This is a genomic window from Streptomyces sp. NPDC018693, from assembly GCF_044391385.1.
In the GTDB taxonomy this organism is placed as follows: domain Bacteria; phylum Actinomycetota; class Actinomycetes; order Streptomycetales; family Streptomycetaceae; genus Streptomyces.
Genome location: NZ_JBIRZZ010000007.1, coordinates 133364 through 160141, shown reverse-complemented (window position 1 = coordinate 160141; position 26778 = coordinate 133364). Strand labels below are relative to the sequence as shown.

Annotated in this window: 19 protein-coding genes, 1 tRNA gene and 1 pseudogene; 11 read left to right on the top strand and 10 right to left on the bottom strand. The window is 69.6% G+C overall.

What is annotated here, in order from left to right; genetic code table 11:
• Positions 1 to 90: 90 nt before the first annotated feature.
• Positions 91 to 2817 carry a DNA polymerase I gene (polA, locus tag ACH5AC_RS20195; protein ID WP_398863298.1) on the bottom strand — a complete coding sequence of 909 codons (2727 nt, stop codon included), beginning with the start codon at positions 2815 to 2817 and terminating at the stop codon, positions 91 to 93.
• A gap of 760 nt (positions 2818 to 3577) precedes the next feature.
• Here polA and ACH5AC_RS20190 point away from each other — a divergent pair.
• The 7 genes from ACH5AC_RS20190 (at position 3578) to ACH5AC_RS20160 (ending at position 12667) form a co-directional block, all read left to right on the top strand.
• A complete protein-coding gene (locus ACH5AC_RS20190) occupies positions 3578 to 5857 on the top strand; it encodes an FdhF/YdeP family oxidoreductase (protein ID WP_398863296.1) in 2280 nt (759 codons plus the stop codon).
• Positions 5858 to 5933: 76 nt separating this feature from the next.
• Positions 5934 to 6422: a hotdog fold thioesterase gene (locus ACH5AC_RS20185; protein ID WP_398863295.1), complete on the top strand. Its 489-nt coding sequence runs from the start codon at positions 5934 to 5936 to the stop codon at positions 6420 to 6422.
• Between the two features lie 511 nt (positions 6423 to 6933).
• Positions 6934 to 8163: a branched-chain amino acid ABC transporter substrate-binding protein gene (locus ACH5AC_RS20180; RefSeq protein ID WP_398863294.1), complete on the top strand. Its 1230-nt coding sequence runs from the start codon at positions 6934 to 6936 to the stop codon at positions 8161 to 8163.
• A 112-nt stretch (positions 8164 to 8275) separates the two neighbouring features.
• Positions 8276 to 9208 carry a branched-chain amino acid ABC transporter permease gene (locus ACH5AC_RS20175; protein ID WP_398863293.1) on the top strand — a complete coding sequence of 311 codons (933 nt, stop codon included), beginning with the start codon at positions 8276 to 8278 and terminating at the stop codon, positions 9206 to 9208.
• Between the two features lie 5 nt (positions 9209 to 9213).
• Positions 9214 to 11037 carry a branched-chain amino acid ABC transporter permease gene (locus ACH5AC_RS20170; protein ID WP_398863292.1) on the top strand — a complete coding sequence of 608 codons (1824 nt, stop codon included), beginning with the start codon at positions 9214 to 9216 and terminating at the stop codon, positions 11035 to 11037.
• Positions 11038 to 11042: 5 nt separating this feature from the next.
• Positions 11043 to 11954 (top strand): ABC transporter ATP-binding protein, encoded by a 912-nt coding sequence (locus ACH5AC_RS20165; RefSeq protein ID WP_398863291.1) that lies wholly within the window; start codon positions 11043 to 11045, stop codon positions 11952 to 11954.
• Complete coding sequence (locus tag ACH5AC_RS20160; protein ID WP_398863290.1) at positions 11951 to 12667, top strand: ABC transporter ATP-binding protein; 717 nt, start codon at positions 11951 to 11953, stop codon at positions 12665 to 12667. Before ACH5AC_RS20165 ends, ACH5AC_RS20160 begins: the two co-directional genes overlap by 4 nt.
• Before the next feature lie 73 nt (positions 12668 to 12740).
• Here the strand turns inward: ACH5AC_RS20160 and ACH5AC_RS20155 are convergent, their stop codons facing one another.
• On the bottom strand, positions 12741 to 13397 hold the full coding sequence (locus ACH5AC_RS20155; protein WP_398863289.1) for an ANTAR domain-containing response regulator: 657 nt from the start codon (positions 13395 to 13397) through the stop codon (positions 12741 to 12743).
• Positions 13398 to 13491: 94 nt separating this feature from the next.
• Here ACH5AC_RS20155 and ACH5AC_RS20150 point away from each other — a divergent pair.
• Positions 13492 to 13574, top strand: a tRNA-Leu gene (locus tag ACH5AC_RS20150).
• A gap of 86 nt (positions 13575 to 13660) precedes the next feature.
• Complete coding sequence (locus ACH5AC_RS20145; protein ID WP_398863288.1) at positions 13661 to 14449, top strand: helix-turn-helix domain-containing protein; 789 nt, start codon at positions 13661 to 13663, stop codon at positions 14447 to 14449.
• Between the two features lie 20 nt (positions 14450 to 14469).
• Here the strand turns inward: ACH5AC_RS20145 and pyk are convergent, their stop codons facing one another.
• Positions 14470 to 15906 carry a pyruvate kinase gene (gene pyk / locus ACH5AC_RS20140; protein ID WP_398863287.1) on the bottom strand — a complete coding sequence of 479 codons (1437 nt, stop codon included), beginning with the start codon at positions 15904 to 15906 and terminating at the stop codon, positions 14470 to 14472.
• A gap of 108 nt (positions 15907 to 16014) precedes the next feature.
• The gene (locus ACH5AC_RS20135; protein WP_398863286.1) at positions 16015 to 16710 is read right to left on the bottom strand and encodes an SIMPL domain-containing protein; all 696 of its coding nucleotides are present in this window, start codon (positions 16708 to 16710) and stop codon (positions 16015 to 16017) included.
• 167 nt (positions 16711 to 16877) lie between these two features.
• Between ACH5AC_RS20135 and ACH5AC_RS20130 the strand changes: the two genes are divergently transcribed.
• Complete coding sequence (locus tag ACH5AC_RS20130; protein ID WP_398863285.1) at positions 16878 to 18692, top strand: bifunctional metallophosphatase/5'-nucleotidase; 1815 nt, start codon at positions 16878 to 16880, stop codon at positions 18690 to 18692.
• A gap of 20 nt (positions 18693 to 18712) precedes the next feature.
• Here the strand turns inward: ACH5AC_RS20130 and ACH5AC_RS20125 are convergent, their stop codons facing one another.
• From ACH5AC_RS20125 to ACH5AC_RS20110, 4 genes are all read right to left on the bottom strand, one after another.
• Positions 18713 to 20152, bottom strand: a complete 1440-nt coding sequence (locus tag ACH5AC_RS20125) for a lysine N(6)-hydroxylase/L-ornithine N(5)-oxygenase family protein (protein WP_398863284.1) — start codon at positions 20150 to 20152, stop codon at positions 18713 to 18715.
• Entirely contained in the window at positions 20149 to 21507 is a 1359-nt protein-coding gene (locus ACH5AC_RS20120) for a pyridoxal phosphate-dependent decarboxylase family protein (protein WP_398863283.1), read from the bottom strand. Before ACH5AC_RS20120 ends, ACH5AC_RS20125 begins: the two co-directional genes overlap by 4 nt.
• Before the next feature lie 199 nt (positions 21508 to 21706).
• Positions 21707 to 24205 (bottom strand): aminopeptidase N, encoded by a 2499-nt coding sequence (pepN, locus tag ACH5AC_RS20115; protein ID WP_398863282.1) that lies wholly within the window; start codon positions 24203 to 24205, stop codon positions 21707 to 21709.
• 93 nt (positions 24206 to 24298) lie between these two features.
• A complete protein-coding gene (locus ACH5AC_RS20110) occupies positions 24299 to 24640 on the bottom strand; it encodes a chorismate mutase (RefSeq protein WP_398863281.1) in 342 nt (113 codons plus the stop codon).
• Positions 24641 to 24710: 70 nt separating this feature from the next.
• Between ACH5AC_RS20110 and ACH5AC_RS20105 the strand changes: the two genes are divergently transcribed.
• Positions 24711 to 25604 (top strand): hypothetical protein, encoded by an 894-nt coding sequence (locus ACH5AC_RS20105; protein WP_398863280.1) that lies wholly within the window; start codon positions 24711 to 24713, stop codon positions 25602 to 25604.
• A gap of 52 nt (positions 25605 to 25656) precedes the next feature.
• Here the strand turns inward: ACH5AC_RS20105 and ACH5AC_RS20100 are convergent.
• Both ACH5AC_RS20100 and ACH5AC_RS20095 read right to left on the bottom strand, forming a co-directional pair.
• Positions 25657 to 26562 (bottom strand): annotated as a pseudogene (locus ACH5AC_RS20100) (SDR family oxidoreductase); the annotation flags it as partial.
• Position 26563: 1 nt separating this feature from the next.
• The gene (locus ACH5AC_RS20095) at positions 26564 to 26686 is read right to left on the bottom strand and encodes a hypothetical protein (RefSeq protein ID WP_398863279.1); all 123 of its coding nucleotides are present in this window, start codon (positions 26684 to 26686) and stop codon (positions 26564 to 26566) included.
• Positions 26687 to 26778 lie beyond the last annotated feature (92 nt).

The following is a 26778-nucleotide window of genomic DNA, read 5'->3' as shown; positions in this document are numbered from 1 at the left end:
GGAGAGAGCGGGCCGGGAGATGAGGGGCGGCGCGGTGGAGCAGGGCCCAGGGGCGGCGGTTGTGCGGTGCCGCCCCCTGGGCCGTGGGGGTCAGTGTGCGGCTGATTCCCAGTCCGGGCCCGCGCCTACCGAGACGTCCAAGGGGGCTCTCAGCTCCACTGCGGTGGACATCTCCCGGCGGACCAGGTCCTCCACGGACGCGCGCTCGCCGGGGGCGATCTCCAGGACGATTTCGTCATGGACCTGGAGGAGCATGCGGGAGGTGAGGTTCGCCTCGCGCAGGGCCGTGTCCACCTTGAGCATGGCGATCTTGACGATGTCGGCCGCCGTGCCCTGGATGGGCGCGTTGAGCGCCATGCGCTCGGCCATCTCGCGGCGCTGGCGGTTGTCGCTGTTGAGGTCGGGGAGGTAGCGGCGGCGCCCGAAGAGGGTCTCGGTGTAGCCGGTCGCCCGGGCCTCGTCCACCACCCGGCGCAGATAGTCCCGTACGCCCCCGAAGCGCTCGAAGTACGTGTCCATCAGGGCGCGTGCCTCGCCCGCGTCGATGTTCAGCTGCTGGGAGAGGCCGAACGCCGACAACCCGTACGCCAGGCCGTACGACATCGCCTTGATCTTGCGGCGCATCTCCGCGTCCACGTCGGACCGCTCGACGGCGAACACCTGGGAGGCGACCGTGGTGTGCAGGTCCTCACCGGAGGTGAACGCCTCGATCAGGCCCTCGTCCTCGGAGAGGTGGGCCATGACGCGCAGTTCGATCTGGCTGTAGTCGGCGGTCATGAGGGACTCGTAGCCCTCCCCGACGACGAAGCCGCGGCGGATCGCGCGGCCCTCGTCCGTGCGGACCGGGATGTTCTGCAGGTTGGGGTCCGTGGAGGAGAGGCGGCCGGTCGCGGCGACGGTCTGGTTGAACGTGGTGTGGATACGGCCGTCCGTCGCGATCGTCTTGATCAGGCCCTCGACGGTGACGCGCAGCTTCGCCTGCTCGCGGTGGCGGAGCATGATGACCGGCAGTTCGTTGTCCGTCTGGGTGGCGAGCCAGGCGAGAGCGTCGGCGTCCGTGGTGTAGCCGGTCTTGGTCTTCTTCGTCTTGGGCAGCGCCAGCTCGCCGAAGAGGACTTCCTGGAGCTGCTTGGGCGAGCCCAGGTTGAACTCACGCCCCGCTGCCGCGTGGGCCTCCTTCACGGCCTGCTGGACGGCACCGGCGAACATCTGCTCCATGGCCTCCAGGTGGGCCCGGTCGGCCGCGATGCCGTGCCGCTCCATGCGGGCGAGCAGGGTGGACGTGGGCAGCTCCATGTCGCGCAGCAGGTCCGCCGCACCGACCTCCGCCAGCCGGCCCCGGAACGCCTCGCCCAGGTCGAGGATCGCGCGGGCCTGCACCATGAGGGCCTCGGCCTCGGCACCGTCGTCCGCGCCGAAGGCCAGCTGGCCGTCGGCGGTGGCGGCGGGGGCCAGCTCCCGGCCCAGGTACTCCAGGGAGAGCGCGTCCAGGTCGAAGGAGCGGCGGCCCGGCTTGACCAGGTAGGCGGCCAGGGCGGTGTCCATGGAGACGCCGGCGATGGTCCAGCCGTGCTCGGCGAAGACGCGCATCGCGCCCTTGACGTTGTGGAAGGTCTTTGCCCGGGCCGGGTCGGCCAGCCAGGCCGCCCAGGCGGTCTCGTCGGCCTCGTCCAGCTCGGCCGGGTCGAACCAGGCAGCCGCTCCCCCGGCCGCGGCCAGCGCGATCTCGGCGACGGAGCCGGTGCCCAGCGCCCAGGTGTCGACCGTGGCCACGCCGAGGGTGTCGGTGGCGTGCTCGGCGAGCCAGCCGGCCAGCTCACCCGTGCCGAGCACGGTGCCGTCCAGCTCGGCGCCGCCGGAGACGACCGGGGTGGTCTCGGCCTCCTCGGCGCCGGGGTCGACGGCGAGGAGGCGCTCGCGCAGCGAGGGGTTGCGGATCTCCAGGGTGTCCAGGACCATCGCGACGGCCTTGCGGTCGTACGGCGCGCGCTCCAGGTCGGCGACCGTGCGGTCCAGCTCGACGGTGCGGACCATCTCGGTCAGGCGGCGGTTGAGCTTGACCGCCTCCAGATGGTCGCGGAGATTCTGCCCGGCCTTGCCCTTGACCTCGTCGACGCGCTCGACGAGCTGGGCGAAGGAACCGAACTGGTTGATCCACTTGGCGGCGGTCTTCTCGCCGACGCCGGGGATGCCGGGGAGGTTGTCGGACGGGTCGCCGCGCAGGGCCGCGAAGTCGGGGTACTGGGCGGGCGTCAACCCGTACTTCTCGACGACCTTCTCCGGGGTGAAGCGGGTCAGCTCCGAGACGCCCTTCGTGGGGTACAGCACGGTGACGTTCTCGGTGATCAGCTGGAAGTTGTCGCGGTCGCCGGTGACGATCAGGACCTCGAAGCCCTCGGCCTCGGCCTGGGTGGCGAGGGTGGCGATGACGTCATCGGCCTCGAAGCCGTCGACGGCGAAGCGCTGCGCGTGCATCGCGTCCAGCAGCTCGCCGATCAGCTCCACCTGGCCCTTGAACTCGTCGGGGGTCTTGGAGCGGTTCGCCTTGTACTCCGTGAACTCCTCGGAGCGCCAGGTCTTGCGGGACACGTCGAAGGCGACCGCGAAGTGCGTGGGTTCCTCGTCGCGCAGGGTGTTGGCCAGCATCGACGCGAAGCCGTAGATCGCGTTCGTCGGCTGGCCCGTCGCGGTGGTGAAGTTCTCCGCGGGCAGCGCGAAGAACGCGCGGTAGGCCAGCGAGTGCCCGTCCATGAGCATCAGGCGCGGGCGGCTCTCGCCGGAGGTGCTGTCGGTCTTCTTCGATGCTGTCTCTGCCACGCCCCCGATCCTGCCACGGCCCACTGACACTCGACCGCCACCCGTGGTTCCGGCCGCTCCGGCACCGCCGGGCCACACCGCCGTGGCTGTTCTCCGTCGCGCCGACAGGTCCTGCGGAGCCGGGAGGAGTGAGCGGACTCGGAAGGACGACCGGCGGGAGACGGACCGGCCGGAGAGAGACACGGCGGGAGACAGCCGGCTGGAGAACGGCACGGAGGGGTGGACAGCCGGTGCGGGTGGAGGTGACCGAGTCGGGGCGGAGCGGGATCATGTCCTGGCGGAACGGAGCGAGGCCGGGAGTCGGGGACGAGCAACAGTCGAAGGGGCGCCCCGCCTCAAGGAACGGTGCCGGCCCCGCCGCGACGACCGCGGAACCGGCGCTGTACACGCGGTGCGCGGTGCCGACGAGGACGCACCGTGCGGGGTCCGCCCAACGCGGACGACCGGCACCCTCTCGAAGGCACGGCACAAACCCCCCGCGGTGCCCCGGCCCCACGCCGCCCTCCCCAGCCGCACGGCAGTGCCGCGGACGGGCACCAACCAGGACGCGAGCAACAGCCCCAGCCCAGCCCCAGCCCCAGCCCCAGCCCCAGCCCCAGCCCCAGCCCCAGCCCCAGCCCCAGCCCCAGCCCCAGCCCCAGCCCCAGCCCCAGCCCCAGCCAAGCGTCGCGGCCCCGGTCGAGCACCGCCCACGATCGTTGTCGGTGGCGCGTGCGAGGATCGGAGACGTACCTCACATGTGCGTGAAGGAGACTGCGCGATGGCAACGAAGCCGCCCAAAACCGATCCGGTGCAGGACGCACCGCGGGTCGGCGGGCCGCAGCACGCCGCGGCGGGGCTGCCGGCGATCGGGCACACCCTGCGCATGGCGCAGCAGCAGATGGGTGTGAAGCGGACCGCGCTGACCCTGCTGCGGGTCAATCAGAAGGACGGCTTCGACTGTCCCGGGTGTGCCTGGCCCGAGGCGGATCACCGGAGCAAGGCGGAGTTCTGTGAGAACGGCGCGAAGGCGGTGGCCGAGGAGGCCACCCTGCGCCGGGTCACCCCGGAGTTCTTCGCCGCGCACCCGGTCGCCGACCTGGCGACCCGCAGCGGCTACTGGCTCGGTCAGCAGGGCCGGCTCACGCACCCCGTGTATCTGCCCGAGGGCGGCACGCACTACGAGCCGGTCACCTGGGAGCGCGCCTTCGACATCGTCGCCGAGGAGATCGCCGCCCTCGGCTCCCCGGACGAGGCCGTCTTCTACACATCGGGCCGGACCAGCAACGAGGCCGCGTTCCTCTACCAGCTCTTCGCGCGTGAGCTCGGCACCAACAACCTGCCGGACTGTTCCAACATGTGCCACGAGTCGTCCGGCTCGGCGCTGTCGGAGACGATCGGCATCGGCAAGGGCAGCGTCCTGCTGGAGGACCTGTACCAGGCCGATCTGATCATCGTCGCCGGGCAGAACCCGGGCACCAACCACCCGCGCATGCTCTCCGCGCTGGAGAAGGCCAAGGCGAACGGCGCGCGGATCATCAGCGTCAACCCGCTTCCCGAGGCCGGTCTGGAGCGGTTCAAGAACCCGCAGACCCCCAAGGGCCTGACCACCGGCGCCGCCCTCACCGACCTGTTCCTGCAGATCCGCATCGGCGGCGACCAGGCCCTGTTCCGTCTCCTCAACAAGCTGATCGTGGAGACGCAGGGCGCCGTCGACGAGGACTTCGTCCGCGAGCACACCCATGGCTACGAGGAGTTCGCCGAGGCCGCCCGAGCCGCCGACTGGGACAAGACGCTCACCGCGACCGGCCTTACGCGCGCGGACATCGAGCAGGCCCTGCGCATGGTCCTCGCCTCCGAACGCACCATCGTCTGCTGGGCCATGGGTCTCACCCAGCACAAGCACTCGGTGCCCACCATCCGTGAGGTCGTCAACTTCCTTCTGCTGCGCGGCAACATCGGCCGTCCGGGCGCGGGCGTGTGCCCGGTGCGCGGGCATTCGAACGTGCAGGGCGACCGCACCATGGGCATCTTCGAGCGGCCCGCCCCGGCCTTCCTGGACGCCCTGGAGCGGGAGTTCGGCTTCGCGCCCCCGCGTGAGCACGGCTACGACGTCGTGCGGGCGATCCGCGCGCTGCGCGACGGCGAGGCGAAGGTCTTCTTCGCCATGGGCGGCAACTTCGTCTCCGCCTCCCCCGACACGGAGGTCACCGAGGCCGCCATGCGCCGGGCCCGGCTGACCGTGCACGTGTCGACCAAGCTCAACCGCTCGCACGCGGTCACGGGCGCGCGGGCGCTGATCCTGCCCACCCTCGGCCGCACCGAGCGGGATGTGCAGGGCAGCGGTGAGCAGTTCGTGACCGTGGAGGACTCCATGGGCATGGTGCACGCCTCACGCGGCCGGCTGGAGCCCGCCGGCGGCCGGCTGCTGTCCGAGCCGGCCATCGTGTGCCGGCTGGCCCGTCGGGTGCTCGGGGCCGAATCCCGCACGCCCTGGGAGGAGTTCGAGAAGGACTACGCGGCGATCCGTGACCGCATCGCGCGCGTGATCCCCGGTTTCGAGGACTTCAACGCGCGCGTGGCCCGCCCGGGCGGCTTCGCCCTGCCGCACGCCCCGCGCGACGAGCGCCGCTTCCCGACGGCCACGGGCAGGGCCAACTTCACCGCCGCGCCGGTGGAGTTCCCGGAGTTGCCCGAGGGCCGGCTGCTGCTGCAGACGCTGCGCTCGCACGACCAGTACAACACCACGATCTACGGCCTGGACGACCGCTACCGGGGCATCAGGGGCGGCCGCCGGGTGGTCCTGGTGAACGCCGAGGACGCGCGGGAACTCAAGATCGCCGACGGCTCGTATGTCGACCTGGTGAGCGAGTGGAAGGACGGCGTGGAGCGGCGGGCGCCCGGTTTCCGGGTCGTGGTCTACCCGACCGCACGGGGCTGCGCGGCGGCGTACTACCCGGAGACGAACGTCCTGGTGCCGCTGGACGCGACCGCCGATACCAGCAACACCCCGGCCAGCAAGTCCGTCGTGGTCCGTCTGGAACAATCGGCGGCCGACTGAGCGTTCGCTCAGCCGAAGCCTCACGTACGACCTGACGTACGACCTGACGTACGACGATTGAACGGAGCCGGGCCCCATGGGTGAGCAGCAGCACGTGAAGTTCCCGCAAGAGGTCATCGACGAGTACGCCGCGCTGGGCGTGGACCTGCCGGCCCTGTTCTCCGCCGGGCATCTGGGCACCCGCATGGGCGTGCAGATCGTCGAGGCGTCGGCCGACCGGGTCGTCGGCACGATGCCGGTCGAGGGCAACACCCAGCCGTACGGGCTGCTGCACGGCGGCGCCTCGGCGGTGCTCGCCGAGACGCTCGGCTCGGTCGGGTCGATGCTGCACGGCGGCAGCGGGAAGATCGCCGTCGGCGTCGACCTCAACTGCACGCACCACCGCGGGGTCCGCTCCGGCCTGGTCACCGGCGTGGCCACGCCCGTACACCAGGGGCGGTCGACAGCCACGTACGAGATCGTGATCAGCGACGAGGCCGGCCGGCGCGTGTGCACGGCGCGGCTGACCTGCCTGCTGCGGGACGTGCGGCCGGACGACGGAGCACATGTGCGCGCGGCGGACTGACGCGCACCCACGGCGTGGAGAGGGAGGCCGACTTCCGGTCGGCTCCCCCCAACACATTCCGGTTTCCGCCCGGTTTCCCCCACTGGATCACCCTCACCGCCCATGGGCCGGAATGCGGAAAAGTACCGGAGAACGCCGGACACCTTTCCTCCGCGTAACTCTGCGTAATACGCGCGCAATACAGGCACCACAAGTCGCCTGTAGCAACGATTCCCGGTAATCACCAAAACGCCCGAGACACCTGAACGGCCCGGCGCCCCCTCCTGGGAGTTCTCACCATGTGGACAGGGCGAATCGGCTGGAATTCCGCTGTTCCGCCCACTCAGTACCGCTCTGCATTACCTCGTGTCATAACAAGAGCGTCACAGCCTGAGTCAGATACTCCTCCACGTTCCCTACACACCCTTAGAGTCACGCCCAGTCACCGCGCAGTCGGAATGTCACTTCGACCCAGCGCTCGACTCGACCCCTTCCAGAGGCGGAGAGGTCGTGCCAGGGAAAGGACTGGATCGTGCGTCAACGTTCGCTCATCGCCGTCACCGCCGCACTGGCGGCCGGGGCACTCACCCTCACCGCATGCGGCTCGCGCGACGACGACAAAAGCAAGGACACCGGCAGCGGCGGCACCACTGTCGTCATCGGCGTCGACGCTCCCCTGACCGGCGACCTGTCCGCGCTGGGCCTCGGCATCAAGAACTCCGCGGACCTGGCGGCCAAGACGGCCAACAAGGAGAAGTACGTCGAGGGCATCACCTTCAAGATCAAGGCCCTCGACGACCAGGCGCAGCCCTCCTCCGGCCAGCAGAACGCCGTGCAGTTCGTCGCCGACAAGGACGTCATAGGCGTCGTCGGCCCGCTGAACTCCTCCGTCGCCGAGTCCATGCAGAAGGTCTTCGACGACGCCAAGATGGTCGAGATCTCCCCGGCCAACACCGGCCCGTCGCTGACCCAGGGTCAGAAGTGGCAGACCGAGAAGGTCCGCACGTACAAGTCGTACTTCCGCACCTCCACCACGGACGCCATCCAGGGCCCGTTCGCGGCGCAGTACATCTTCAACGAGGCCAAGAAGACCAAGGTCTTCGTCATCGACGACAAGAAGACCTACGGCGCCGGCCTCGCAGGCACCTTCACCGACGAGTTCAAGAAGCTCGGCGGCACCGTCGTCGGCACCGAGCACATCAACCCCGACACCAAGGACTTCTCCGCGGTCGCCACCAAGGTCAAGAACTCCGGCGCCGAAGTCGTCTACTACGGCGGCGAATACCCGCAGGCCGGCCCGCTCGCCAAGCAGATCAAGGACGCGGGCGCCAAGGTCACCTTCGCCGGCGGTGACGCCCTCTACGACCCCGAGTACATCAAGCTGGCCGGCGCCGGCAGCGCGGGCGACATCGCCACCTCCGTCGGCGCGCCCATCGAGACCCTCGACTCCGCCAAGGCGTTCATCGCCAACTACAAGACCGAGGGCTACAAGGAGCCGTACGCGGCGTACGGCGGCTACGCCTACGACTCGGTCTGGGCGATCATCGAGGCCGTGAAGAAGGTCGTCGAGGGCAACGACGGCAAGCTCCCCGAAGACGCCCGCGCCCAGGTCGTCGACGCCGTGCAGAACATCTCCTTCGACGGAGTGACCGGCAAGGTCTCCTTCGACGAGTTCGGTGACACGACCAACAAGCAGCTCACCGTCTACGCAGTCGAGAACGGCGCGTGGAAGGACGTGAAGTCCGGCACCCTCGCCGACTGACCACACCCGCACCACGCATGAGCCGCGCGGGGCGCTGCACCACTGGCGCCCCGCGCGGACTCGCATCCGGCCACATACGTCGAAACATCCGAACCGTCTCGGAGGACATGCGGTGAACGAACTGCCGCAGCAGCTGGTCAACGGCCTGCTACTGGGATCCATGTACGGGCTGGTCGCCATTGGCTACACGATGGTCTACGGCATCGTCCAGCTCATCAACTTCGCCCACGGCGAGATCTTCATGACCGGGGCCTTCGGCGCCATCTCGGTCTACCTCTACGCGCTACCCGACGGCACCTCCATGGCGATCGCGCTGCCCCTGATGCTCATCGGAGGCATCCTCGTCGCCGTCCTCGTCGCCGTCGGAGCGGAACGGTTCGCCTACCGGCCCCTGCGCGGCGGTCCCCGCCTCGCCCCCCTCATCACCGCCATCGGCCTCTCCCTCGCCCTCCAGCAGGCGGTCTGGGCCTGGTACCCCGACGCCAAGTCCGCCCTGAAGTTCCCTCAGATCGACGGCGGCCCCTTCGAGATCGGCAACGTCACCATCCAGACCGGTGACATCTTCCTGGTCGTCGCCGCCCCCGTCAGCATGGCGTTCCTGGCGTTCTTCGTCATGAAGACCCGCACCGGCCGCGGCATGCAGGCCACCGCCCAGGACCCGGACACCGCCAAGCTCATGGGCATCAACACCGACCGCATCATCGTGATCGCCTTCGCCCTCGGCGCCGCCTTCGCCGCCGTCGGCGGTGTCGCCTACGGCCTCAAGTACGGCCAGATCGACTTCCGCATGGGCTTCATCCTCGGCCTCAAGGCGTTCACCGCGGCCGTCCTCGGCGGAATCGGCAACATCTACGGCGCCATGCTCGGCGGCGTCGTCCTCGGCGTCGCGGAAGCCCTGTCCACCGCCTACATCGCGGACATCCCCGGCATGGACAAGTTCGGCAGCCAGTCCTGGGCAGACGTCTGGGCCTTCGTACTCCTCATCCTCGTGCTCCTCTTCAGGCCACAGGGCCTGCTCGGCGAGCGCGTCGCGGACAGGGCGTGACACCGATGACCACCACCCACACCACCGAGAACCCCAGCACCCCGGCCACCGCGCCCACCGGCCTCATCGGCGGCATCTCCCCCAAGATCGCCCGCGCCCTCGCCACCGGCGGCGGCGCCCTCGCCGCCGTGTCCACCTTCCTCGCCTGGACCTGGACCGCCGAGTTCCCCGGCGACCTCACCGTCTACGGCTACCCCGGCGGACTGCAGGTCCTCGTCCTCATAGGCGGCGTCCTCACCACCCTCTTCGGCCTCTCCTCGTACGGCGTCAAGGGCCTGCGCTGGCTCACCCCCGCCGGCGCCGACGGAGCCCTCAAGCTCGCCGCCTTCGGCACCTTCGCCACCGCCTGGTACACCGTCCTCGCCATCAGCGGCAAGCTCGGCGGCCTGGTCAACCTCGAACCAGGTGGCTGGATCGTCGCCGTCGTCACCCTGCTCTCCGTGATCGGCGCAGCAGCCCTGCCGTTCGACCACCCCGAGCCGGACCCCATCGACCCCGAGGACACCGGCTGGGAGCAGTTCAAGCACGAACGACGCCACAACTGGGCCGTCCTCAAGGCGGCAGTCGCCTCCGGCCCCCTCGCCCCGGCCCGCAAACTGCCCTCCTACGCCGAAATCCTGATCATCACCGCCGTCATGGCGATCGGCCTCACCGTCTTCACCTACGGCATCGGCACCGAGTACGACGAACTGTTCATCGGCTTCCTCATCACCACCGGCTTCGGCTTCGCCGCCGCCGCCAAGTCCGGACTCATCCGCCGCGTCGCCGCGATCACCGGCCAATACCGCACCATCACCATGATCGGCGCGTTCATCGCCGCCGCCGCCTTCCCCTTCACCCAGTCCGACGACCAGTACGCGACGATCGGCGTCTACATCCTGATCTTCGCCACCGTCGCCCTCGGCCTGAACATCGTCGTCGGCCTCGCCGGCCTCCTCGACCTCGGCTACGTCGCCTTCCTCGGCGTCGGCGCCTACACCGCCGCCCTGGTCTCCGGATCCCCCGCCTCACCGTTCGACATCCACCTGCCGTTCTGGGCCTCCGCCCTCCTCGGCGCCGCCGTCGCCATGGTCTTCGGCGTCATCATCGGCGCCCCCACCCTCCGCCTGCGCGGCGACTACCTCGCCATCGTCACCCTCGGCTTCGGCGAGATCTTCCGCATCGCCGCACTCAACATGGACGGCACCTCCGGCCCCGACATCACCAACGGCTCCAACGGCATCTCCTCCATCCCGAACCTGAAAATCCTCGGCTACGACTTCGGCCAACAGCACGAGATCCTCGGATTCACCATCGGCCGCTTCGCCAACTACTTCCTGCTGATGCTCCTCATCACGCTGGTCGTGGTCATCGTCTTCCGACGCAGCACCGACTCCCGGATCGGCCGCGCCTGGATCGCCATCCGCGAGGACGAGACCGCCGCCCTCGCCATGGGCATCAACGGCTTCCGGGTCAAACTCATCGCCTTCGCCCTCGGCGCCACCCTCGCCGGCCTCGCCGGCACCGTCCAGGCCCACGTCACCTACACCGTGACCCCCGAGCAGTACCAGTTCGCCCACGTGGTCCCGCCCAACTCGGCATTCCTCCTGGCGGCAGTCGTCCTCGGCGGCATGGGCACCATCAGCGGCCCCCTCGTCGGCGCCGCCCTCCTCTACCTCATCCCGGCCAAGCTCCAGTTCCTCGGCGACTACCAGCTCTTCGCCTTCGGCCTCGCCCTCGTCCTGCTCATGCGCTTCCGCCCGGAGGGCCTCATCCCCAACCGGCGCCGGCAGCTCGAATTCCACGAGGAAGCCGAACCGCCCACGGTCCTCAGCAAGGCAGGGGTCTGACCACCATGACAACCGACACCACCACCAAGGACACCGCCCCCGGCCCGGCCGCACCCGGCGAAACCGTCCTCGACGCCCGCGGCGTCACCATGCGCTTCGGCGGCCTCACCGCCGTACGAAACGTCGACCTCACCGTCAACAGCGGCGAGATCGTCGGCCTCATCGGCCCCAACGGCGCCGGCAAGACCACCTTCTTCAACTGCCTGACCGGCCTCTACATCCCCACCGAGGGAGAGGTCCGCTACAAAGGCCAGGTCCTGCCCCCCAAGTCGTTCAAGGTCACCGCCGCCGGCATCGCCCGCACCTTCCAGAACATCCGCCTGTTCGCCAACATGACGGTCCTGGAAAACGTCCTCGTCGGCCGGCACACCCGCACCAAGGAAGGACTCTGGTCCGCCCTGCTGCGCGGCCCCGGCTTCCACAAGGCCGAAGCGGCCTCCCGCGAACGCGCCATGGAACTCCTGGAGTTCGTCGGCCTCGCGAACAAGGCCGAGCACCTCTCCCGCAACCTCCCCTACGGCGAGCAACGCAAGCTGGAAATCGCCCGAGCCCTCGCCAGCGAACCGGGCCTGCTCCTCCTCGACGAGCCGACCGCCGGCATGAACCCCCAGGAGACGCGGGCCACCGAAGAACTCGTCTTCGCCATCCGCGACAAGGGCATCGCCGTCCTCGTCATCGAGCACGACATGCGGTTCATCTTCAACCTCTGCGACCGCGTCGCCGTACTCGTCCAGGGCGAGAAACTCGTCGAAGGCGACAGCGCCACCGTCCAGGGCGACGAACGCGTCGTCGCCGCCTACCTGGGCGAACCCTTCGAAGGCGACCCCGGCCAGGAAGAAGTCGCCGAGGTCGAGGCCGCGGAAGCACACGCCGAGACCCCGACGGACGCCGCGCCCGGCAAGGAGAACGACCGATGACCGCACTCCTCGAAGTCGAAGACCTCCGGGTCGCCTACGGCAAGATCGAAGCCGTCAAGGGCATCTCCTTCAAGGTCGAAGCCGGCGAAGTCGTCACCCTCATCGGCACCAACGGCGCCGGCAAGACCACCACCCTGCGCACACTCTCCGGCCTGCTCAAGCCCGTCGGCGGCCAGATCAAGTTCAACGGCCGCTCACTGAAGAAAGTCCCCGCCCACCACATCGTCTCGCTGGGACTCGCCCACTCCCCCGAGGGGCGGCACATCTTCCCCCGCATGACCATCGAGGACAACCTCCGCCTCGGCGCCTTCCTCCGCAGCGACAAGGAAGGCATCGAAAAGGACATCCAGCGCGCCTACGACCTGTTCCCCATCCTGGGCGAACGGCGCAAGCAGGCCGCGGGAACCCTGTCGGGCGGTGAGCAGCAAATGCTGGCCATGGGCCGAGCCCTCATGTCCCAGCCCAAGCTGCTCATGCTCGACGAGCCCTCCATGGGCCTCTCCCCCATCATGATGCAGAAGATCATGGCGACCATCGCCGAGCTGAAGTCCCAGGGCACCACCATCCTGCTCGTCGAGCAGAACGCCCAGGCCGCCCTGTCCCTGGCCGACCACGGCCACGTCATGGAGGTCGGCAACATCGTCCTCTCCGGCACCGGACAGGACCTGCTCCACGACGAGTCGGTACGCAAGGCATACCTCGGCGAGGACTGACAGCCCCGCCACCCATGAGTGAGGCCCGCGCCCCTGGTGACAGGGACGCGGGCCTCTCCCATGCCCGGGTTGCTCAGCCCTTCGACGCCTTCTTCTCCTCAGCGTCCTGAATGACCGCCTCCGCGACCTGCTGCATCGACATCCGCCGGTCCATCGACGTCTTCTGGATCCAGCGGAACGCGGCCGGCTCCGTCAACCCGTACTGCGTCTGCAGAATCGACTTCGCCCTGTCCACCAGCTTCCGCGTCTCCAGCCGCTGGGAGAGGTCCGCGACCTCCTTCTCCAACTCCTTCAACTCCGTGAACCGCGACACGGCCATCTCGATCGCCGGCACGACATCGCTCTTGCTGAAGGGCTTGACCAGATAAGCCATGGCCCCGGCATCCCGGGCCCGCTCGACCAGGTCACGCTGCGAGAACGCCGTCAGCATCAGCACGGGCGCGATCCGCTCCTCGGCGATCTTCTCCGCCGCCGAGATGCCGTCCATCTTCGGCATCTTCACATCCAGGATCACCAGATCGGGCTGATGCTCCCGCGCCAACTCGATCGCCTGCTCCCCATCCCCGGCCTCACCGACGACGGAGTACCCCTCCTCCTCCAGCATCTCTTTCAGATCGAGCCGGATCAGCGCCTCGTCCTCGGCAATGACGACACGGGTCGTCACCGGAGGCACGTGCGACTTGTCGTCGTCGGGCACGTCTGTGGGCTGGGGCGACTCGGGGGCGGTCACAGGGGCTCCTCGTTCAGGGCGGGGTGCTGCTGACAAGAGCCTACCTAGCTGCGACTCCGCGCGGTGACCCGGTACACTCCTCTCGGGTTGCCCAGCCGGGTTGGCGGAATGGCAGACGCTGATGTCTCAAACACATCTGTCCGAAAGGGCGTGCGGGTTCGAATCCCGCACCCGGCACTTCTGACCAGAAGCGGATGTCCACGTTCTCGTGAACATCCGCTTTTTGCTGCCCCCAGTCGCGATCACTCACTCAGAGTATCCGTATGAACTTTCACAACACTGAGGTTCGACAGAGGGTGCTCACACTGCTGCGCGACGGAGCACGGAACGCTGACGTGGCTCGCCAGTTCGGCATCCCGACCGGAACGATCAGCTACTGGAAACACGTGGACCGGGCGAAACGCGGCGAATGCCCGGGGCGATACAGCCCACCATGTCCGCGTTGCGCTGGTCGGCCGCTCGACGAGGCGGCCTACAGCTATCTGCTGGGTCTTTACCTCGGCGACGGCCATATCAGCCACTACTCGGGGCAGGGAGCACCAAACCTCATGATCACGTGCGCGGATTCGTGGCCTGGCCTCATGTGCGCCTGCGAGGAGGCCATGCGCAGCGTCCTCCCCGGCAACTCTGTATGCCGTGTCCGCAAGAAGGGCTGCCACAACGTGAAGATCTACTCGACACACCTGCCCTGCCTGTTCCCCCAGCACGGCCCCGGCAAGAAGCACGAGCGCGCCATCACCCTCGAACCGTGGCAGCAGGAGATCGTCGATGCGTACCCCTGGGATTTCATCCGTGGTCTGATCCACTCGGACGGGTGCCGTATCACCAACTGGACGACCCGTATGGTCGGCGGTGAGCGGAAGCGGTACGAATACCCCCGGTACTTCTTCTCCAACAAGTCAGACGACATCCGGAAGCTCTTCACCGACGCCCTCGACAGGGTCGGCGTCGAGTGGACCACCCTCGCTCGCGGCAGCGACCCCTTCAACATCTCGATTGCCCGCAAAGCCTCAGTGGCTTTGATGGACGCGCACGTGGGCCCCAAGTACTGATGACAGGGGCCCTCCGCCCGTCACTTGAGGTCGTCGGCCTCGCCGATGTGGTGGACGCGGACCATGTTCGTGGAACCGGACACGCCAGGCGGGGAGCCTGCCGTGATCACGACCACGTCGCCCTTTTCGCAGCGGCCGTACTTCAGGAGAAGTTCGTCGACCTGGCTGACCATCGCGTCCGTTGAGTCGACGTGGGGGCCCAGGAAGGTCTCCACGCCCCAGCTGGCGCTGAGTTGGGAGCGGGTGGCCGGGTCGGGGGTGAAGGCCAGGAGAGGGATCGGGGAGCGGTAGCGGGAGAGGCGGCGGGCTGTGTCGCCGGACTGGGTGAAGGCGACCAGGAACTTCGCGCCGAGGAAGTCGCCCATTTCGGCTGCCGCACGGGCGACCGCGCCGCCCTGGGTGCGGGGTTTGTTGCTTTCGGTGAGTGGGGGGAGGCCCTTGGCCAGGAGGTCTTCCTCCGCCGCGGCCACGATCTTGGCCATGGTGCTGACAGTTTCCACCGCGTACTTGCCGACGCTGGTCTCGCCGGAGAGCATGACCGCGTCCGTGCCGTCGATGACCGCGTTGGCGACGTCCGATGCCTCCGCGCGGGTCGGGCGGGAGTTCTCGATCATGGAGTCGAGCATCTGGGTGGCGACGATCACCGGTTTGGCGTTGCGTCGGGCCAGTTTGATGGCTCGTTTCTGGACGATGGGGACCTGTTCGAGTGGCATTTCGACGCCGAGGTCGCCGCGGGCGACCATGATGCCGTCGAAGGCGGCGACGATGTCGTCGATGGCTTCGACGGCCTGGGGTTTTTCGACCTTGGCGATGACGGGGAGGCGGCGGCCTTCTTCGTCCATGATGCGGTGGACGTCGATGATGTCGCGGCCGCTGCGGACGAAGGAGAGGGCGACGACGTCGAGGCCAGTCTGCAGCGCCCAGCGCAGGTCGTCCTCGTCTTTTTTGGAGAGGGCGGGGACGGAGACGGCGACGCCGGGGAGGTTGAGGCCCTTGTGGTCGGAGACGATGCCACCCTCGATGACGCGAGTGTGGACGCGGGGGCCGTCGACCGTCGTGACCTCCAGGCAGACCTTGCCGTCGTCGACGAGGACGCGTTCGCCGGGGGTGACGTCGGCGGCGAGGCCGGCGTAGGTGGTGCCGCACATCGCGCGGTCGCCTTCGACGCCTTCTTCGACGGTGATGGTGAAGGTGTCGCCGCGTTCGAGAAGTACGGGGCCTTCGGTGAATCGGCCGAGGCGGATCTTCGGGCCCTGAAGGTCGGCGAGGATGCCGACGCTGCGTCCGGTCTCGTCGGCGGCTTTGCGTACGCGGTGGTAGCGCTCCTCGTGTTCGGCGTGGCCGCCGTGGCTGAGGTTGAGGCGGGCGATGTCCATTCCCGCGTCGACCAGGGCTTTGATCTGGTCGTATGAGTCGGTGGCGGGGCCCAGGGTGCAGACGATTTTCGCTCGGCGCATGGCACGAGCCTATGACTTACCACTCAGTAGGTAGTCAGCCGCGCGTGACTGCTCAACAACCTTTGGGTGAAGGGTTATTGACGAGTGTTGAAGTGTGCGCCGGGGTGCTCAGATGCGCGGCGGGACCAGCGTGAACTGCGCGCCGACCTCTGCTCTGACGTGCAGGGTGGGGGGTTCGAGGTCGAGGGGTTCGGGGGCCTGTTCGACGGCGTGCATGGCGGAGACGCGGACGGTACGGCTGTCGAAGGCCGCGCGGGGGCGGCCGTTCTGGGTGCCGGCGTCGGCGAGTTCGATGAGGGCGGCGACGCTGGTGCCGAGCGCCTGCGCGTACTCCCGTGCGCGCTGGAGGGCCGCGTGGACGGCGTGTTCGCGTGCCTGGCGGTGGACGGGGGAGTCGGGGCGGAGTTCCCACGACGGGCCGTCGATGCGGGTGAGTTCCAGGTCGGCGAGGCGGGTGGTGAGTTCGCCGAGGGCGGTGAAGTCGGTGAGGTCGGCGCCGATGTGGACGCGGCCGTGGTAGGCGCGGACTCGTTCGCCCCGGCCGCGTTCGGTGAGTTCGGGTGTGACGGTGAGGGTGCCGGTGGACAGGTTTTCCACGGCGTCGCCGTAGGACTTGATGAGGTCGAGGGCGGTGGCGTTGCGGCGGGTGAGGTCGGTGAGGGTGGTGCGGCGGTCGCGGCCGCGGGCGGTGACGGTGACGGTGATGCGGGCGAGTTCGGGTTCGGTCTGGAGTTCGGCTTCGCCGCGGACGGTGAGGAGGGGGGCGTCGGGTGTGCCGTGGAAAGCGCTGGAGGGGGAGGTCATACGCCCCACTCTGTCATCTCTTTCCCGTTTGGGGACCAGGAGTTGCCCCTTCCGGTCACCAGATCGAAACCTCTCGGCCCTGTTGCGGTCGGTCGTGAGCGGGTCAGAATCTACGCGCGTATCTACGTGCGCGCATATCGGTGATCGTTTCCCGAGGAGAGCAAGACATGCCGTTGAACCGCCGGAAGTTCCTGAAGAAGTCGGCCGCGACCGGGGCGGGGGTGGCGATCGCCGGTGCGGCGGCCGCTCCGTCGGCGCAGGCCGCGGAGACCACGGCGGCTTCGGCGGCGCGGAAGCAGCCCAAGCGGTACTCCCTGACCGTGATGGGCACGACCGACCTGCACGGCAACATCTTCAACTGGGACTACTTCAAGAACGCGGACTACTCCGACTCCAAGGGCAACGCGAAGGGCCTGGCTCGGGTCGCGACGCTGGTCGAGCAGGTCCGGGAGGAGAAGGGCCGCGAGAACACGCTGCTGATCGACGCCGGCGACACGATCCAGGGCACCCCGCTGACGTACTACTACGCGAAGGTCGACCCGATCACCGCCCCGGGCGGGCCGGTCCACCCCATGGCGCAGGCCATGAACGCCATCGGGTACGACGCGGTGGCGCTCGGCAACCACGAGTTCAACTACGGCATCGACACGCTGCGCAAGTTCGAGGAGCAGTGCGACTTCCCGCTGCTCGGCGCCAACGCGCTGGACGCCAAGACCCTGAAGCCGGCCTTCCCGCCCTACTTCATCAAGACGTTCTGTGTGAAGGACGCCCCGCCGGTCAAGGTCGCGGTGCTCGGTCTGACCAACCCGGGCATCGCCATCTGGGACAAGGCGTACGTCCAGGGGAAGATGGTGTTCCCCGGTCTGGAGGAGCAGGCGGCGAAGTGGGTGCCCAAGCTGCGTTCGATGGGTGCGGACGTCGTGGTGGTTTCGGCGCACTCCGGGTCGTCCGGCACGTCGTCGTACGGTGACCAGCTGCCGTACATCGAGAACTCCTCGGCGCTCGTCGCGCAGAAGGTGCCGGGCATCGACGCGATCCTGGTGGGCCACGCGCACACGGAGATCGTCGAGCTGAAGGTGACGAACGAGCAGACCGGCAGGACAGTGGTGCTGTCGGAGCCGCTGGCCTACGCCCAGCGGCTGTCCCTCTTCGACATCGAGCTGGTGTTCGCCAAGGGCCGGTGGACGGTCGAGTCGGTGGCGGCGACGGTGCGGGACTCCCGGACGGTTCCCGACGACCCGGAGATCACCAAGCTGCTGCAGGACGAGCACGACCTGGTCGTCGCGTACGTCAACCAGGTGGTCGGCACCGCGACGGAGACCCTCACGACGGTCGACGCCCGCTACAAGGACGCCCCGATCATCGACCTGATCACCAAGGTCCAGGAGGACGTCGTCAGGGAGGCCCTGACGGGCACCGAGTACGCGGCGCTGCCGGTGATCTCGCAGGCGTCCCCCTTCTCCCGCACCTCGGAGATCCCGGCCGGCGAGGTGACGATCCGCGATCTGTCGAGCCTGTACGTGTACGACAACACGCTGGTCGCGAAGCTGATGACGGGCGCCCAGATCAAGGCGTACCTGGAGTACTCGGCGGAGTACTTCGTCCGGACGGCCCCCGGCGCCCCGGTCGACGTGGCGGCGCTGACGAACGCGAACGGCCGCCCGGACTACAACTACGACTATGTGTCGGGGCTGTCGTACGACATCGACATCGCCCAGGCGGCGGGTTCGCGCATCAAGAACCTGACGTACAACGGTGCGCCGCTGGACGACGCGCAGCGGTTCGTGTTCGCGGTGAACAACTATCGTGCCAACGGTGGCGGTGCGTTCCCGCATGTCGCGTCGGCGCAGGAGCTGTGGTCGGAGTCGACGGAGATCCGGACCCGGATCGCGGAGTGGGTGACCGCGAAGGGTGTGCTGGACCCGAGGGAGTTCGCGTCGGTGGACTGGAAGCTGACGCGTGACGGTACGCCGGTCTTCTAGTCGGTTCTGTGGCGGCGGCCTCAGATTCCCTCCACGAGGGGTGTCAGCTCTTTCGGCTGACGCGCCGAGGGGATCTGGGGCTGCTGTTGTTCCAGGCCGAAGGTGGTGAAGGCGGTGCGGGTCGGCAGGGGGTAGGTCTCCTTGCCGGTGAGGGTGTTGAGGATGGTGGCGCTGCGCCAGGCGGCGAGGCCGAGGTCGGGGGCGCCGACGCCGTGGGTGTGGCGTTCGGCGTTCTGGACGAAGACGGAGCCGGTGACGGAGGGGTCGGTGGCGAGCCGGAAGCGGTCGTCGATGCGGGGGCGTTCGGCGCTGTCGCGGCGCAGATAGGGGTCGAGGCCGGTGAGGAGGCGGCCGAGGGGGCGCTCGTGGTAGCCGGTGGCGAGGACGACGGCGTTGGTGGTGAGGCGGGAGCGGGTGTTCTGCTGGATGTGTTCGAGGTGGAGTTCGACCTGGCTGGTGGCGATGCGGCCGGCGGTGCGGACGCGGACGCCGGGGGTGAGGACGGCGTCGGGCCAGCCGCCGTGCAGGGTGCGGCGGTAGAGCTCGTCGTGGATGGCGGCGAGGGTGTCGGTGTCGATGCCCTTGTGGAGCTGCCACTGGGCGGCGACCAGTTTGTCGCGGACGCCTTCGGGCAGGGCGTGGAAGTAGCGGGTGTAGTCGGGGGTGAAGTGCTCCAGGCCGAGTTTGGAGTATTCCATGGGGGCGAAGGCGGGGGTGCGGCCGATCCAGTGGAGCCGTTCGTGGCCGGCGGGGCGGTGGCGGAGCAGGTCGAGGAAGATCTCGGCGCCGCTCTGTCCGGAGCCGACGACGGTGATGTGGCCGGCGGCGAGGAAGGTGTCGCGGTGGGTGAGGTAGTCGGCGGCGTGTACGACGGGGACGCCGGGGGCGTCGACGAGGGGGCGCAGGGGGTCGGGGACGTGGGGTTGGGTGCCGATGCCGAGGACGATGTTCCGGGTGTAGGTGCGGCCGAGGGCCTCGGCCTCGCCGTCGGGGTCGAGCTGGGTGAAGTCGACCTCGAAGACGTCGCGTTCGGGGTTCCAGCGGACGGCGTCGACCTGGTGGCTGAAGTGGAGCGCGGGGAGGTTCTCGGCGACCCAGCGGCAGTAGGCGTCGTACTCGGCGCGCTGGATGTGGAAGCGTTCGGCGAAGTAGAACGGGAAGAGCCGATCGCGGGTCTTGAGGTGGTTGAGGAAGGTCCAGGGGCTGGCGGGGTCGGCGAGGGTGACGAGGTCGGCGAGGAAGGGCACCTGGACGCGGGCGCCGTCGAGGAGCAGGCCGGGGTGCCAGTGGAAGGCGGGGCGTTGTTCGTAGAAGACGGTGTCGAGTTCGGGGAGGGGGTGGGCGAGGGCGGCGAGGGAGAGGTTGCAGGGGCCGATGCCGATGCCGACGAGGTCGCGGGGGGTGTCGCCGGTGTGGGCGCCGGTGTTGTCGGGGGTGTCTGCGGGCTGTGGGGCGGTCATCGGGGGGTGTGTCCTTCCACCAGTTCCAGGAGGGCGGCCAGGTCGTCGGGCCGGGTGTGCGGGTTGAGGAGGGTGGCCTTGAGCCAGAGGTGGCCGTCGAGGTGGGCGCGGCCGAGGACGGCGCGGCCGTCGGTGAGGAGTGTGCGGCGTACGGCGGCCACGGTGTCGTCGGGGGCGTGGGCGGGCCGGAAGAGGACTGTGCTGAGGGTGGGCCGGTCGTGGAGTTCGAGGCCGGGGCGGGCGGCGACGAGGTCGGCGAACTCCTGGGCGAGGTCGCAGACCCGGTCGACCAGGGCGCCGAGTCCGGTGCGGCCGAGGGTGCGGAGCGTGACGGCGATCTTGAGGATGTCGGGGCGGCGGCTGGTGCGTGGGGAGCGGCCGAGGAGATCGGGGAGGCCGGCGTCGGTGTCGTCGTCGGCGTTGAGGTAGTCGGCGCGCTGGTGGAGCGCGGTGAGGTCGGTGGGGTGGCGGACGGCGAGGAGGCCGGCGGCGACCGGTTGCCAGCCGAGTTTGTGCAGGTCGAGGGTGACGGTGTGGGCGGCGTCGAGTCCGGCGAGCTTCGGGCGGTGCCGGTCGCTGAAGAGGAGCCCTCCCCCGTAGGCGGCGTCGATGTGGAGGCGGGCGCGGTGGGCGGCGCAGCGGGCGGCGATGTCGGGCAGGGGGTCGATCAGGCCGGCGTCGGTGGTACCGGCGGTCGCGGCGACGAGGAAGGGGCCGGGCAGGGTGGTGAGGGCCGCGTCGAGGGCGGCGGGGTCGAGGGTGCCGGCCGGGGCGGGGACGACGACGGGTTCGGGCAGGCCGAGCAGCCAGGCGGCGCGGGGCAGGGAGTGGTGGGCGTTGGCGCCGCAGATGAGGCGTACGGCGGCGCCGTGTGTCTCGCGGGCGAGGAGCAGGGCGAGGTGGTTGGCCTCGGTGCCGCCGGTGGTGACGAGGGCGTCGGCGAGCCCTGTGTGGTGGGCCAGGGCGCGGGTGACGAGGGCTTCCAGTTCGGAGGCGGCCGGGGCCTGGTCCCAGGAGTCGAGGGACGGGTTCAGGGCGGATGCGGCGAGGTCTGCGGCGGTGGCGACGGCGAGGGGTGGGCAGTGGAGGTGGGCTGCGCACAGGGGGTGGGCGGGGTCGGCGGCGCCTTCGGTGAGGGCGTGTACGAGGGACGCCAGGGCGTGTGGGTCACCGGTCTCGGGGAGTGGGTCCCCGAGGGCGGCTCTGACCCGTGCGGCGACCGTCTCGGGGCCGCCTGCCGGGAGGGGGCCGCCCCTTGCGCGGGTGCCGGCGTCGAGGGCGTCCACAACGGTGGCGAGCAACTCCCGTAGGGCACCGGGGCCTTCGGGGCCGGAGGCGAGGGGCGGCATGCTCATGCGCACAGCTTGTACGGCGCTGTGGCCGACGCGCCCGGAAAGTGCGGGGAGCGAACCCGAAAGGGGGTACGTGGGCGGGCGGGTGGGAGCGCAGCTCGGCGCGACGAGGTGCCGCGCACGACGGGGCGCAGCCAGGTGGGACGTACCTAGGGGCGCGGGGAACTGCGCGACCAGCCCCCGCGCGCCCGCAGGCGGCTGACTACCTCACCGCCCCCTTCCGGACGCGAAGCGCCCGTGCCAGGTCGTCCAGTTGGTCCACCAGTTTGCGGCGGAGGGCCGGGATCGGGTCCGCCTCCTCCAGGCAGGTCTCGCCGAGGCGGAGGGTCTCGGTGTCGACGGCGTGGAAGGGGAAGGCCCACCGGCCGGCCGCCTCGGCGATGGCGGGCCCGCGCCGGGCGGCGAGGGTGACGGCGTCGTCGTAGAAGCGTGGCACGTACTGCCGTACGAGGTCGGCCTGTTCGGGCTGCCAGAAGCCCTGGGCGGTGGCGGTGAAGAGGTAGTTGGAGAGGTCGTCGCCGGCGAACATGGCGTCCCAGGCGGCCGCCTTGGCGGCCGGGTCGGGGAGGGACGCGCGGCACCGGGCGGCGCCCTCCTGCCCGGTGGCGGAGGGGTCGCGTTCCAGCTCGGCGGCGATCGCGGCCTCGTCGGTGGCGCCGAGCACGGCGAGTCGGCCGAGGACGCGCCAGCGCAGGTCGGCGTCGAGTTCGGGCCCGCCGGGCACGGTGCCGTCGGCGAGCCAGGCGGCGATGGTGTCGGGGTGGGCGGCGACGTCGATGAAGTGGCGTACGGCGATCAGGCGCAGGCCGGGGTGGTCGCCGTCCTCGGTGCGGCGGATGAGGTCGCGGCAGAGGGCGGAGAGGGTGGCGAGGGCGGCGGGCCGGTCCTCGGGGGTGACGTACCGGTCGGTGATCTGGGTGGCCGCGAAGGCGAGGACGCCCTGGACGAGGGCGAGGTCGGTCTCGTGCGGGAGGTGCGCGCGGGCGGCCTCCAGGTAGGCGGCGGGTGGGAGTTCGCCGTCGCGGACCGCGTCGCGCAGGGCGTTCCAGACGACCGCGCGGGTGAGCGGGGCGGGCAGGCCGGAGAGGCCGGCGCGGAGCGCGTCGAAGGAGTCGGCGTCGAAGCGGATCTTGGCGTAGGTGAGGTCGCCGTCGTTGAGGAGGAGGAGCGCGGGCTTCTTGCCGAGGGGCTGGGGTGTGGTCTGCGGGACGTCGACCTCGACGCGTTCGCGCAGGGTGAGGCGGCCCTCGTCGGCGAGGTCCTGGTCGTAGAGGCCGACGGTGATGCGGTGGGGGCGGCTGCCGGTGCGGTCGACGGTGAGGGTGTGGGAGCCGTTGGCGCCGCCGACGGTGGGGGTGAGGGTGTCGACGCCGGTGGTGCGCAGCCAGGCGTCGGCCCAGGCGTGGACGTCGCGGTCGGTGGCGGCGGCGAGGGAGTCGATGAAGTCGGCGAGGGTGGCGTTGGCGAACTTGTGCCGGTCGAAGTGGATGTTGATGCCGGCGAGGAAGTCCTTCTCGCCGAGCCAGGCCACCAGCTGGCGGAGCGCGGAGGCGCCCTTGGCGTAGGAGATGCCGTCGAAGTTCAGCAGCGCCGACGCCGTGTCGGGGACGTTCTCGGGGGCGACGGGGTGGGTGGAGGGGCGCTGGTCGGCGTCGTAGCCCCATGCCTTGCGGACGACGCCGAAGTCGGTCCAGGTGTCGGTGAAGCGGGTGGCCTCGGCGGTGGTCTGGTAGCCCATGTACTCGGCGAAGGACTCGTTGAGCCAGATGTCGTCCCACCAGCGCAGGGTGACCAGGTCGCCGAACCACATGTGGGCCATCTCGTGGGCGATGACCATGGCGCGGGTCTGGCGTTCGGTGTCGGTGACGGCGGAGCGGAAGACGAACTCGTCGCGGAAGGTGACCAGTCCGGGGTTCTCCATGGCGCCGGCGTTGAACTCGGGCACGAACGCCTGGTCGTAGGAGTCGAAGGGGTAGGGCTCGGTGAACTTCTCGTGGTAGCGGTCGAAGCACTGCCGGGTGACCTCGAGGAGTTCGTCGGCGTCCGCGTCGAGGTGGGGGGCGAGGGAGCGGCGGCAGTGGATGCCGAAGGGCAGGCCGCGGTGTTCGGTGCGTACGGAGTGCCAGGGGCCGGCGGCGACGGCGACGAGGTAGGTGGAGATCAGCGGGGTGGTGGCGGCCTTCCAGACGCCGTCGCCGGTGTGTTCGGTGATGCCGTTGGCGAGGACGGTCCAGCTCTCGGGGGCCTTGACGGTGAGGTCGAAGACGGCCTTGAGGTCGGGCTGGTCGAAGGCGGCGAAGACGCGCTGGACGTCGTCCATGAACAGCTGGGTGTAGAGGTAGGTCTCGCCGTCGGTGGGGTCGGTGAAGCGGTGCATGCCCTCGCCGGTGCGGGAGTAGCGCATGGTCGCGTCGATGCGCAGTTCGTGTGCGCCGGGGATGAGGTTCTTCAGTGGGAGCCGGTTGCCGTCGAGGGATTCCGGGTCGAGGGGTTGTCCGTCGAGGGTGGCGGAGCGCAGTTCGGCGGGCTTGAGTTCGACGAAGGTGTCCGTCACGTCGCGGTCTGTGCGCACGGAGAACCCGATGACGGTCTGGGACCCGAAGGTCTCGTCACCGGTGGTGAGGTCGAGGTCGATGGTGTAGCGGTGGACGTCGAGCAGCTGGGCACGGGTCTGCGCTTCGTCGCGCGTCAGTACGGACATGGACGACATGCTGCCTGATGGCTTCGACGGGGCACAGGGGCGGTTCGGTACGCGGCCTGTGTCGCTTCGTGCGCCGCCGCCCGCGCCCTCGGTTCACGGGCGGTCGGTGGCGACCGCGTCCTCGGCGATCCGCTCGTGGTGGCGGATCACCTCGCCGATGATGAAGTTGAGGAACTTCTCGGCGAACGCCGGGTCCAGTTTGGCGCTCTCGGCGAGGGCGCGCAGCCGGGCGATCTGGCGGGCCTCGCGGGCCGGGTCGGCGGGCGGCAGCTGGTGGCGGGCCTTGAGGAGGCCGACCTGCTGGGTGCACTTGAACCGCTCGGCGAGCATGTGGACGACGGCCGCGTCGATGTTGTCGATGCTGTCGCGCAGCCGGGCGAGCTCCTCGGTGACGGCGGGATCGACGTCACCGTTTCCGGTGTTGCTGGTGGTCATGGGCGTTCACCCTAGTCGGCGTCCTCCTCGTACAGTGGAATCGGGTTCACGGCTGTCCTGGGGGTGCGGCGTGGCGAACGGCGGACCGGTCGAGCACGGGTTTCCGCATCTTCAGACGGTGCGGGACGCGATCACGGCGCTGTACAGGCGGCTGTCGTACGACACGATCCACACGTTCGACTGCAGTGTGCCGCCGGTCGATGTGGCGTTCTGCGACACGGATGATCTTCATCTCGGGGCGCAGCGGGTGGCGCGTGAGCTGGTGCGGCACTTCCGGTTGCCGGACGCCCGGCTGATCGTGAGTTTCCGGGAGATGGAGCAGGCGGCGAACGTCGAGCTGACGGCCGGACCGGAGTACTTCGTCGAGCTGAACGCGCGTTTTCGTCGTCATCGCCGGGACATCGGCGCGGCGCTGGCGCACGAGATCATGCATGTGTATCTGCACCGGCTGGATCTGTCCTTCCCCGGTGTCCGTGCGAACGAGATCCTCACGGACACGGCGACGACGTATCTGGGCGCCGGGTGGCTGCTGCTGGACGCGTTCCGGGAGGACGGGGTGTCCTCGCAGAAGCTGGGCTATCTGACGCCGGAGGAGTTCGGGTATGTGCTGGCGAAGCGGTCGCTGGTGTTCGGGGAGGATCCGTCGACGTGGTTCACCAGTGCGCAGGCGTACGAGGCGTATGTGCGGGGGCGGGAGCGGGCCCGGTATGACGGGCGGCAGCCGCCGCTGACGGCGGCGGGGTGGGCGGGGCGGCGGCGGTATGCGCGGGATCGTCGGCATGCGCAGGATCATCGGGCGGTGTTGGGTACGGATACGGCGTATTCGTTCACGCCGGACAGCCCTGGCTCGCTGCGGGTCACGTTTCCCTGTCCTACGTGTCATCAGCGGATTCGGGTGCCGGTGCGGGGGCGGGTTCGGGCGCGGTGTGCTTTGTGCCGGACTGTGTTGGAGTGCGATACGTAGTTTTTTCGGTGCCGGTGTGTTGTGGCTGGTCGCGCAGTTCCCCGCGCCCCTGAGCGCCGTACACCTGGTCCTGGGTCTGTGCGCTCGCCAAGAGTTTCAGCACCGTCTCGCCGATCTCCCCTGCGCTCCATCTGGCCCCTTTGTCCGCCGTCGGGCCGCGGCTCCAGCCTTCCATCACCGTGATGCGACCGGCTTCGGTCTCGAAGACCCTCCCTGTCACCCCGGCGCTCGCTGCGGATCCCAGCCAGACCACCAGCGGAGACACGTTCTCGGGGGCCATCGTGTCGAAGCCCGAGTCGGGGGCGGCCATGGTGTCGGCGAAGGTTTGTTCCGTCATGCGGGTGCGGGCGGCGGGGGCTATGGCGTTGACCTGGACGTCGTAGCGGGCGAGTTCGGCGGCGGCGACCAGGGTGAGGGTGAGGATGCCGGCCTTGGCGGCGCTGTAGTTGGCCTGGCCGAGTGAGCCGAGGAGGCCGGCGCCGCTGCTGGTGTTGATGACGCGGGCGGCGGGTGGGCGGCCTGCCTTGGTCTCGGCGCGCCAGTGTGCGGCTGCGTGCTTCAGGGGCAGGAAGTGGCCCTTGAGGTGGACGCGTACGACGGCGTCCCAGTCGTCCTCGTCGAGGTTGACCAGCATGCGGTCGCGCAGGAAGCCGGCGTTGTTGACGAGGGTGTCGAGGCGGCCGTACGTCTCCAGGGCCGTGCGGATGAGGGAGGCGGCGCCGGCGGTGGTGGCGATGTCGCCGCCGTGGGCCACGGCCTCGCCGCCGGCCGCGCGGATCTCCGCGACGACGTGTGCGGCCGGGCTGTCGGGGCCGGGGCGGCCGTCCAGGCCCACGCCGAGGTCGTTGACGACGACCCGGGCGCCCTCGGCGGCGAAGGCGAGCGCGTGCGCCCGCCCGAGCCCGCGTCCGGCACCGGTGACGACGACCACCCGACCGTCGCAGATACCTCCGCCCATCTCACTCCCCCTCGCCGATCGCGGCGGCATCCAACGACACCGGCCACTCGCCGTACACCCGCCCGACACCCCGGCGCCCGCCCCGGACGACGACCACCCGGCCGTCGCAGATACCTCCGCTCATCTCACTCCCCCTCGCCGATCGCGGCGGCATCCAACGACACCGGCCACTCGCCGTACACCCGCCCGACACCCCGGCGCCCGCCCCGGACGACG

Excerpts from the sequence above, each read along its gene's own strand:
- pepN (WP_398863282.1), bottom strand. The coding sequence starts at position 24,205 with ATGTCCGTACTGACGCGCGACGAAGCGCAGACCCGTGCCCAGCTGCTC.
- ACH5AC_RS20120 (WP_398863283.1), bottom strand. The coding sequence starts at position 21,507 with ATGAGCATGCCGCCCCTCGCCTCCGGCCCCGAAGGCCCCGGTGCCCTA.
- ACH5AC_RS20165 (WP_398863291.1), top strand. The coding sequence starts at position 11,043 with ATGACAACCGACACCACCACCAAGGACACCGCCCCCGGCCCGGCCGCA.
- ACH5AC_RS20095 (WP_398863279.1), bottom strand. The coding sequence starts at position 26,686 with ATGAGCGGAGGTATCTGCGACGGCCGGGTGGTCGTCGTCCGGGGCGGG.
- ACH5AC_RS20125 (WP_398863284.1), bottom strand. The coding sequence starts at position 20,152 with ATGACCGCCCCACAGCCCGCAGACACCCCCGACAACACCGGCGCCCAC.
- ACH5AC_RS20135 (WP_398863286.1), bottom strand. The coding sequence starts at position 16,710 with ATGACCTCCCCCTCCAGCGCTTTCCACGGCACACCCGACGCCCCCCTC.
- ACH5AC_RS20160 (WP_398863290.1), top strand. The coding sequence starts at position 11,951 with ATGACCGCACTCCTCGAAGTCGAAGACCTCCGGGTCGCCTACGGCAAG.
- ACH5AC_RS20190 (WP_398863296.1), top strand. The coding sequence starts at position 3,578 with ATGGCAACGAAGCCGCCCAAAACCGATCCGGTGCAGGACGCACCGCGG.
- ACH5AC_RS20170 (WP_398863292.1), top strand. The coding sequence starts at position 9,214 with ATGACCACCACCCACACCACCGAGAACCCCAGCACCCCGGCCACCGCG.
- ACH5AC_RS20130 (WP_398863285.1), top strand. The coding sequence starts at position 16,878 with ATGCCGTTGAACCGCCGGAAGTTCCTGAAGAAGTCGGCCGCGACCGGG.
- ACH5AC_RS20185 (WP_398863295.1), top strand. The coding sequence starts at position 5,934 with ATGGGTGAGCAGCAGCACGTGAAGTTCCCGCAAGAGGTCATCGACGAG.
- ACH5AC_RS20145 (WP_398863288.1), top strand. The coding sequence starts at position 13,661 with ATGAACTTTCACAACACTGAGGTTCGACAGAGGGTGCTCACACTGCTG.
- ACH5AC_RS20110 (WP_398863281.1), bottom strand. The coding sequence starts at position 24,640 with ATGACCACCAGCAACACCGGAAACGGTGACGTCGATCCCGCCGTCACC.
- pyk (WP_398863287.1), bottom strand. The coding sequence starts at position 15,906 with ATGCGCCGAGCGAAAATCGTCTGCACCCTGGGCCCCGCCACCGACTCA.